The following is a 10,195-nucleotide window of genomic DNA, read 5'->3' as shown; positions in this document are numbered from 1 at the left end:
TTATACATCCAGTCTGTTTTTTTAATTTAAAACTCTGCTCTTATTTCAGATTTTTTTGCAAAAAATCATATACCCTAGTATAAAGATGATATCGGGTATTGCACCCGTAAATACTATGATTACGGTTTGTATAAATCTGCATTTCGAACTGCTTATTTGCTTGTACCAAAGCTTCGCTATATTGCAATGTATTAAGATAATGAACATTGTCATCCGCAGTACCGGAAATAATCAATAACTTTCCATCAAGATCTGCGGCTTTTTTTAATGGAGAAGTCTGTATATAACCATCGTTATTCTCTTGAGGAGTACGCATATAACGTTCAGTATATACCGTATCATAATAACGCCAATCGGTTACCGGAGCAATAGCTACTCCCGACTTAAACACTCCTGAACTCATTGACATCGACATCAATGTCGTATATCCACCGAAGCTCCAGCCCCAGATAGCAATATTACTTGAGTCTACATATCCCAACGATCCCAAATAACGGGCTGCTGCTATCTGATCTTGAGCTTCTAAAATTCCCATTTTACAATATATAGAACGAGAAAAAGCTGTACCTCTACCCCCTGTACCTCTACCGTCCACACACGCAACAATATAACCGTTATCCGTCAAATATTGAGTCCAGTCTATTGCAGCCCATTTATCCAAAACCATTTGAGAACCCGGTCCGCTATATTGCACCATCACAACAGGATATTTTTTCCCGGAGATAAAATTTTTCGGTTTCATTATATAGCCATTTAATATTTCTCCTGACTCATTCTTAAAAGTAAAAAATTCTTTCCGAGAAAACGGCAGATTTTTCAATTTCGAATTTTCTTCGATAATACGCAATTGTTTACCTTGAGAATTATGTACTGTCACAACCGGCGGAGTTACCGCATTGCTATATTCATTTACAAAATAGGTGCAGGCCGGATTAAAATGGGCTTGATTATACCCCTTTTGTGTCGATATTTTTACAATATTTCCTTTGTTGTCAACACGATAAACAGCTCTACATAAAGGACTTTCAGCAGCAGATTCATAATAATAATACCCCTTGGCATCTTGTCCGTAATACGCTGTCACATCCCAATTTCCCCGGGTAATTTGTCGAATAAGAGTACCAGACATATTGTAATGATAAAGATGTCTGAATCCGCTTTTTTCTGATGCAAAAATAAAACCGGAAGGATAAAAAGTAATGTAATCCATAATATCCGGATCTATCCATGTTTCATTTTTATCCTGAATCAATAATTTACTCACTCCTGATTTCGGATTTGTCAGAAACATTCTAAAGTCATTTTGATTCCTATTAAGGGTCATCACGGCCAATTGATCCGGATTTTGCGTAAACCGAATACGCGGTATATAACTGTCTTCATCAACAGGTACATTCATTTTTTTTACTGCACGAGTCTCTACTGTATAAGTAAAAACAGCGACTTTACTATTCTTTGTTCCGGCAACCGGGTATTTATACACAAATTCTCCGGGATAATACGCATAAGGAGTCAGACTCGGACATTCCCCTTCAAACATTTGTATTGAATATTCCGGAACATCCGTTTCATCTGTCTTTACAAATGCTAATGTAGTGTTATCGGGAGACCATGACAAAGTGCTGACAACAGAAAACTCTTCTTCATAAACCCAATCAGGAATTCCGTTCAATATTTTATTCTTTACTCCGTCAGAAGTAATTGCAGACTCAGTTCCATAATCCAACTTTTTCAAATAAATATTATTATCTCTCACAAATGCAACCATTCTTCCATTAGGTGAGAATGTCGCAATCTGTTGTTTTCCCGGTTTATCAGAAAGAGGCTTTACCAAATTCCTTCTTATTTCAAAGGTATAATATACAGCCTTGAAAGAACGACGATAAACAGGCTCTGCATCGGCATATAACAATATTTTTTTTTCATCTGCACTCATTGAATAGCCGTCGAAAGTTTTAAAAGGACATTCTCTTGCCGAAGCTACATTAAATAATGTGTCCACAGCCTGTCCGGTTTTATAACTATACTTTATAATCATGGTTTTATCTTTCGATCTTTGAGTATAGTGTTCTCCGTCATTCATAGGTAAAAATGCAGGAACTCGCTTCGTTTGATATTCTCCGGATACGATAGACTTTAAATCAAACGTATGTGCTGAAAAGCCTGATTGAGCACAAAAGCACAGAAGTGCTACATAAATGACTTTTTTCATTTGTATATATTTTGTTTTTTACAAAAGTACATATTCATATTTCAAGATAAAAATCTACGAAATATTTTTTTATTCCAAACCGCCATAGGCTACATAAAATTCATACTTTTGCAAAAATAACCCTAATTCGAGCAAATCATGACCTACGGATTCGTAAAAGTTGCAGCAGCTATTCCAAAAACAAAAGTCGCCGACTGCATTTACAATACAATTGAAATTGAAAAATTAATACGAGAAGCCGGACAAAAACATATAGAAATAATCGTTTTCCCGGAATTATGTATTACTTCTTACACCTGTGGAGATCTATTCACTCAACAGTTATTAATAAAAAGCGCAGAAAAAGCTTTAAAGAAACTAATCGACAAAACAAGTGATGAAAAACTTCTGTGCGTTGTCGGCGCTCCTGTTACCAATGGTAATCAAATATTCAATGCCGCTATCGCATTCCAAGGAGGAAAAATATTGGGGGTCATTCCGAAAACATTTTTACCTAATTACAAAGAGTTTTATGAAAAGCGATGGTTTGCGTCTTCTATGGATAATCGACAAACCTCTATAAGTCTATGTGGACAAGATGTTCCGTTCGGTACGGATTTACTGTTCCGGTCAGGAGAAGTCGTTATCGGTACAGAAATTTGTGAGGATTTGTGGGTTACTGTTCCCCCCAGTTCATTACAAGCTTTAAATGGAGCTAATATATTGTTAAACTTATCGGCCAGCAATGAATTAATCGGGAAACAAATTTACAGAGAAGAACTTATACGGCAGCAATCAGCTCGTTGTAATGCCGCTTATATATACGCATCTGCCGGAAGCGGAGAGTCATCGACTGATCTCGTTTTTGCAGGAAATGGAATAATTGCAGAAAACGGAACAATTCTCGCTGAAAGTCAGAGGTTTATTTCTGAAAAACAGTTAATTATGTCAGAAATCGATATAGATCGTTTACTTTTTGACCGAAGAATAAATTCAGGGTATAATAGTTGCTCGATGTATTCTACAGAAAAATACCGGAATATAGATTTCCATCTTCCGACATACGAATTAACAGAATTGAAAAGAACCATAACACCTCATCCATTCATCCCGTCCGAAAATAAACTTTTGTTTGATCGGTGCGAAGAAATTTTCAATATACAAATAACCGGTTTAGCAAAACGTATTATCCATACACACGCACAATCTGTAGTTATCGGTATATCGGGAGGACTTGATTCGACACTCGCACTTTTAGTTTGTGTAAAAACATTCGATCGACTAAAACTAAACCGCGAACAAATCGTCGGTGTTACCATGCCCGGCTTCGGTACTACCGACCGAACCTACCATAATGCTAAAGAACTAATGAAACTGCTCGGCGTGACAATACGGGAAATCAGCATCAAAGAGGCATGTACACAACATTTTAAAGATATAAATCATGATATCAATATTCATGATATTACTTATGAAAACTCTCAAGCAAGAGAAAGGACTCAAATTCTTATGGATATCGCCAATCAAAATAACGGATTGGTTATCGGCACGGGAGATTTATCCGAATTGGCTTTAGGATGGGCTACATATAATGGAGACCACATGTCGATGTATGGAGTAAATGGAAGTATTCCTAAAACTCTTGTGCGTTATCTTGTCGAATGGGCTGCATCTCAAGAAATATCTGCCGAAACGAAACATACATTATTAGACATCGTCAATACTCCCATCAGTCCGGAATTAATTCCGGGAGATGAGCACGGTAATATCAAACAAAAAACCGAAGATTTGGTAGGACCTTATGAATTGCATGATTTCTTTTTATATTATTTTTTACGGTTCGGATTCCGTCCCGCCAAAATTTACTTCTTAGCCCGACAAGCTTTCAAAGGAAAGTATGATACAAGTACGATACAAAAATGGTTAACGATCTTTTTTAAACGCTTTTTCAACCAACAGTTTAAACGCTCATGCCTTCCCGACGGTCCAAAAGTCGGTTCGGTGAGTCTTTCGCCCAGAGGTGACTGGAAAATGCCGAGTGATGCAAACAGTACAATATGGATAAAAGAATGTGAAGAACTTCCTTTATAAAAAAAGCAGGATTTATAAATCCTGCCTTTTTTATTTGATTTGTAATCAATCCGATACAATGACCGCATTCACTCCTCTTATAGCCTGATATCGAGATGTTATTACCACATACAATTCCTTAAAAGAACAATCCAATGCCCGTATCGAAAAACATATAGGAGAGCCATATTGATGTAGCTTCAGCATTAAAGATCGTTTTTTTATTGCTGTGGGTTCTTGCATTATATATTGATTGGGATTTTTTACTACCAAAACGACATATTTATAATTCAGATTCTCAAGATCGTCCATAACCTTAATTTTCGTCACATCATTCCATAGTACCGTATCAATCCTATAACCGGTAGAAAGATCAGTAATTCCCTCATCCGATATAATCATCCCTACATATCCATCTTTCCGTAAACTATAAATAGCCCACAAAGAAAAAAAGAATAGCAAGATTCCCATCAATGCGAATAGTAACGCTAAACGACGTCCCGGCAAATGCTGTTCATATAAAATAACAGATAAGAAAAATAAAAATATTGTAATAATAAATATAGTGGCCGAAAAAAAATAGATACCTCTCCTTTTTCGAGCACTCAACATAAATTTGACAATAACATTTGCTTTTTCGGCCATAACTTGTTTATATACTTTGTTCTATATTCCAGACAAAAGCTCTAAGCCCTAAAGCTTCCTTTTGTTTATCTAAGTTATTGAGAAGTTTCAATAATCCGTCGACTTGCCGGTCTTCGACCATGGTCAATATCGCCGAATTCATACTTGGCCAAGCATGACTACCATAATGTGGTTCACCTTTTACAGAGCCTCTCCCTTGAATATTTTCCCAATATGAAAACCCTCGACAATTATGATGATCTAAAATACTCTGAATCATCTCTAAATGAGCCTGATCAAAGGCTATAAATACTGCTTTCATAAGTTAGCTATTTACATTTTAAGCTTCAGGAAATAACAGATTTCCTGAAAGAATATATAATCACAATTTCTCTAATCCTTTCAATTCTGCCGCTAATTTACGTCGTTTTCGCAATACTCCGTTTTTAGCAAATATGCAATATACAACAGGTACGATCACTAGCGTAATCAACGTTGACACAGATAATCCCCAAGCAACTGTCATTCCCATAGAACGCCACATCTCTGAGCCTTCGCCAGTTCCCACAGCCATGGGAATCATACCGAACACAGTCGTCAAAGTCGTCATCAACACGGGACGTAAACGAGACTTGCCGGCATGTATTACGGCATGAGTAATAGACAATCCCCTTTCCCGATTCAGAATAGTATAATCAATTAATACGATACCGTTTTTCACTACGATACCAGCTAACATAATGACACCGATCATCGCCATAACTCCCAACGGCGTTCCCGTCACGGCTAATCCTATAAATACACCGGTAAAAGCAAATGGTAAGGAAAACATAATAATGAAAGGATCGGTAAGAGATTCGAATTGTGCTGCCAACACAATAAACACAAGTATTATGATCATAATTCCTAAAATAGTCAAATCTTTAAATGTATCTTGTTGATCTTCAAAAGCCCCACCGATACTCAGACTTATGTCAGACGGAATATCCATTTTGGAAATTATATTCTGCGTCTCAGAAACCAAATCTCCTAAAGCAGCACCCGGAGCAACAACTCCTTTTACCGTTACGACTCGCTCCCTGTTTTTTCGTTCTATCGTCGGAGGTGTCATACGTTCTACGACTTTTCCCAAATCACGAATCCGGACACCGTGTCCCTGAGAATTATATACCATTATATTTTCAATGTCTTCTACAGATTGGCGATATTCCGGTGCATAACGAACGGTAATATCATATTCATCACCATCCTCTCTGTAATAAGACGCAGTCGATCCATTGATACGATTACGTAAATATGAAGATGCCGTAGCTACGTTCAGTCCATTCAAAGCTAACTTTTCTCTGTCAAAGTCAACCTGATACTCAGGAATGTAATCTTCCCGACTGATATGTACTCCTGAACAAATTTTTAAATCTTTCATTTTATTCGAAAGCTCAGAAGCTATTTTATCGGTCATACTAAAATCATAACCATAAATTTCGACATCTACTGTACTTTGACCACCCATCGACTCAGAACTTCCTCCGGCATTTACCTCAAAAGTTTTAATTTCCGGATACTTTTTCAGATCTTGACGCATCAATTCACAAATTTCTACTAAGCCTCGTTCACGATCACCGACACTCGACAAATTAATATTATATGAAATAATGTGAGTTCCGTTGGTCTGTATCGATCCGAATGTATTGTCCGTATCTGCTTGTCCCACCGTAAAATTCGAAATTAAAATTTCCGGATATTTTTCTCTGAATTCTTTATCTATTTTCAAGGCTAGTTCTCTTGAAATTTCCGTACGTGTACCGACCGGTAATTCTATTGTCACACCAATACGAGCATTATCTTGCGTCGGGAAAAATTCGGTAGAAATGAATTTTGTGAGAAACAAACTTCCGACAAAAATTACTGCAGCACCACATACGACAATCGTACGATGACCGACTGCCCAAGTAATTAATTTTGCATACCCGGTATCCAGCAAATCCAAAACTTTTTCTATCGGTGTAAAAAAAAGCATAAACAGCTTTCCTTTTTTAGGATCGAGACGCAACCACTGCGAACAAAGCATTGGTGTTAAAGACAGGGCACAGACTGTAGAAACAATCATTATTATACTCACGATCCATCCTAACTGACGAAACAAAATACCGGCCATTCCGGTAATCATCGTCAACGGCAAAAATACAGCCAACATAGTAAGAGTAGAAGCAATAACCGATATTGCAACTTCATTCGTACCATGTATTGCCGCCTGTTTCGGAGCACTTCCCCGTTCAATATGATTAGTCACATTTTCCAATACTACGATAGCATCATCTACAACCATACCAATAGCAATACTTAACGAACTCAACGATATAATATTTAACGTATTTCCGGATATCAACAAATAAGCGAACGAAGCTATTAAAGAAATCGGTATCGTAATAACAATAATAAATGTCGCTCTCCAACGCCCCAGAAAAACCAAAACGACCAGCATTACAATAACAAACGTAACGGCCACAGTCTCTACTAAGCTGCCGATCGTATTTTCGATATTCGTAGATGTATTTATAATAATGTCCAACTTCACATCAGAAGGAAGGTCTTTTTGAATAGCAGGCAACCGTTTTAAAACAGCATTAGAAATATTTACGGAATTTGCACCAGACTGTTTTTGAATAATAACCATTCCTCCCTGAAGTCCGTTATTATATGCTTCCTGAGCCCTCTCCTTAACACTATCTTCTATGCGCGCTACATTTTTCAAAAAAATAGTTTTATCGCCATACGTGCCGACAACAATGTCCTCCATCTGTTTTGCATCTGTAAACTCCCCCTGAACTCGCAAAGAATAGGTATTAGAACCTATATCGATACTACCTCCCGGAGTATTAAGATTTTCTTGAGCGATGATTCCAGATATGCCCTCAACAGTAAGATTATATGCTTCTAATTTCTGCGGATCACAATATACTTGTATCTCTCGTTCCGGAGCTCCGGTCACAGATACCGACCCCACTCCACCGATACGTTTTAACGGGTTAGCGACCTTATCATCCAAAATTTTATAAAGAGCAGGCATACTCTCTTCTGCCGTAACCGAAAGAATCAGAATCGGTATATCATCTGTTCCGAATTTAAAAATAATGGGATTTTCGACATTATCCGGAAGGGAGGTCTCGACAATATCCAGCTTATCCCGGACATCATTTGTTGCGACATCTATATCCGTACCATATTCAAACTCCAAAGTAACAATAGATAAATTTTCTTTTGACTGAGATGTTATATGTTTTAAATTGGTTACTGTATTCAACGTATTCTCCATAACTTTCGTTACGTTTGTTTCTATATCTGAAGCACTAGCTCCCGGATATGCAGTCATCACCATGATAGTATTAGTCTCAATATCCGGTAACAGGTCAATAGATAATCTACTCAACGAAAAAAGACCGATAATTACAATAGCGACAAAACAGAGAGCTGTTGTTATCGGTTTCTTTACTGCGGATGAATATAAACTCATAACTTTTTCTTTTTACATTTAAATGAAATACGGAAAGAGGAACTCTTATTGGTTTTGCTATTCTGCATTCTCAACAGAAACCTCTGCCCCATTCGTCAAACGGCTCTGCCCGGCAACAACGACTTGATCCCCATCGGACACTCCGGAAATAATTTCATATTTATCATCCATCCGACGACCTAATAAAACTTTATTATAGGAGACCTTTCCATCTTTATATACATAGATATAACGGTCTCCAGATCCTGCTTGCTTGATTATAGACAAATCTGGCGCAACTACATGATTTTGTGTTCCGAAATTCATCGTAACACGAGCAAACATTCCGGGACGAACTTTCAGATCTTTATTCGGCAACTTGATTTCTACCGGAAATGTCCTTGTCTGGGGATCGACTGTCGGATAAATCAAACTAACTTTTCCATGAAATATCTCATCTCCATAAACTTCGACTTTTACATTAACATCCATTCCTTTTCTTACTCGAGTATAAAAACTTTCCGAAACATTTACCAAAAGTTTGACCGGTGACATTTGCTCAATAGTCACGACCGGCTCACCCCCGATCATATCCCCACTATCATAATTTCGTGCCGTAACAATTCCATTTATCGGACTAACCAATATAGTGTTTTCTTTCAAATTCTCATAGGCAGTTTTTGCTACGTCCAGTTGTGTTTTTTGAGCATCTAAACTTTGTTTGGATGCTCCGCCGACTTTATATAATTCAAATGCACGGTCATATTCTAACTGAATATTTTCCAATTGAGTCTGCGATTGGAGCAAGTTTGTCTTATCCATCTGGGCCAAAACTTGCCCTTTACGGACATGATCACCGACTTCAACCAAAATATCATTGATACGCAATGACATTGACGGAACTATGTTATTTACGACATTGGCTTCGACCGTCGCTGTGAATTCCTGTATCTGTTCTACCTCTTGTGTCTTTACAGTTTCGAGTCGGACAAGAGGTTTTTCATCAACCTTAACTTCTTGTTTTTTTTCTGAAGTACAAGAGAACATCACAACCGAAGCGGCTAATGACATAATGCAGAATTTCTTATTTCTTACCATATTTACTGTTTTTTATTTCCTTGACTTTTTGAGAATTACAAATATTAATTTTGTTGATCCTTCATATATTTACTCAAATCAACATTACCTGTAACTTGTTCCAAATCCGATTTGGCAGCCAGATAATCATGGATAGCTTGGTAATACGATAATCGGGCATTCGTAAGCGCAACATTAGCATCATTTACTTCGATAAAAGTTGCAGCTCCGATCTCAAATTTTTTCTGCATGATTGAATATGCTTTTTCGGCTTGTCTTACCCCTTCTTTATTAGAGGCTATTTGTTTAATAGATTTTTGAATATTATCTATATATGAGATAGATTGCATCTGTAAATTCCTAACTAAATCTTGCCGGCGGAATTTCATCTGATTAACCGTTAATTGCGCATCCTTTACCTTATAATAACGGCTGCCTCCTTGAAAAATCGGGATTGATAAGGTTAAACCGATCATTGAATACGGATTCCAACGAAAATCTTTAAATATAGGCCCATTACTCATAGAAGTCCAATTATATAAACCGGTCGCTGTTAAAGTCGGATACCATGACATCTTCTGTACAACCAATGCTTTCTTTAAATAATCCGCTTGCAAATCGAGTTGTTTTAAATTTGTGTTATTTTGTAAAGAGGTATCGATATTCAACGCTTGTTCATACATATCAGCCTCATAATCTGGAGGTCCCTGGTTCAAGCCCAGGCTGGTCCACAAACTAAAAGG

Annotated in this window: 7 protein-coding genes; 1 reads left to right on the top strand and 6 read right to left on the bottom strand. The window is 37.3% G+C overall.

The window, feature by feature from the left end; translation table 11 throughout:
* Positions 1 to 40: 40 nt before the first annotated feature.
* Positions 41 to 2,212, bottom strand: coding sequence for a S9 family peptidase (locus tag AC1WHX_RS07395; RefSeq protein WP_122337554.1), 2,172 nt, complete (start codon positions 2,210 to 2,212; stop codon positions 41 to 43).
* 138 nt (positions 2,213 to 2,350) lie between these two features.
* On the opposite strand from AC1WHX_RS07395, the gene AC1WHX_RS07390 reads away from it, so the two are divergent.
* Positions 2,351 to 4,282 (top strand): NAD(+) synthase, encoded by a 1,932-nt coding sequence (locus AC1WHX_RS07390; RefSeq protein ID WP_302545042.1) that lies wholly within the window; start codon positions 2,351 to 2,353, stop codon positions 4,280 to 4,282.
* A 45-nt stretch (positions 4,283 to 4,327) separates the two neighbouring features.
* Here AC1WHX_RS07390 and AC1WHX_RS07385 read toward each other — a convergent pair whose 3' ends face one another.
* From AC1WHX_RS07385 to AC1WHX_RS07365, 5 genes are all read right to left on the bottom strand, one after another.
* A complete protein-coding gene (locus AC1WHX_RS07385; protein WP_122337556.1) occupies positions 4,328 to 4,906 on the bottom strand; it encodes an STM3941 family protein in 579 nt (192 codons plus the stop codon).
* A 7-nt stretch (positions 4,907 to 4,913) separates the two neighbouring features.
* Positions 4,914 to 5,207: a PG0541 family transporter-associated protein gene (locus AC1WHX_RS07380; protein WP_122304509.1), complete on the bottom strand. Its 294-nt coding sequence runs from the start codon at positions 5,205 to 5,207 to the stop codon at positions 4,914 to 4,916.
* Between the two features lie 60 nt (positions 5,208 to 5,267).
* Complete coding sequence (locus AC1WHX_RS07375; RefSeq protein ID WP_022600626.1) at positions 5,268 to 8,396, bottom strand: efflux RND transporter permease subunit; 3,129 nt, start codon at positions 8,394 to 8,396, stop codon at positions 5,268 to 5,270.
* 57 nt (positions 8,397 to 8,453) lie between these two features.
* Entirely contained in the window at positions 8,454 to 9,473 is a 1,020-nt protein-coding gene (locus AC1WHX_RS07370) for an efflux RND transporter periplasmic adaptor subunit (RefSeq protein WP_302545041.1), read from the bottom strand.
* A gap of 44 nt (positions 9,474 to 9,517) precedes the next feature.
* A partial coding sequence (locus AC1WHX_RS07365) for a TolC family protein (RefSeq protein WP_481229085.1) occupies positions 9,518 to 10,195 on the bottom strand: 678 nt, incomplete at its 5' end.

This window comes from Coprobacter sp. (assembly GCF_982436375.1).
Note: the sequence above shows the minus strand (reverse complement) of the source record. Positions and strands in the feature narration are given on the sequence as shown.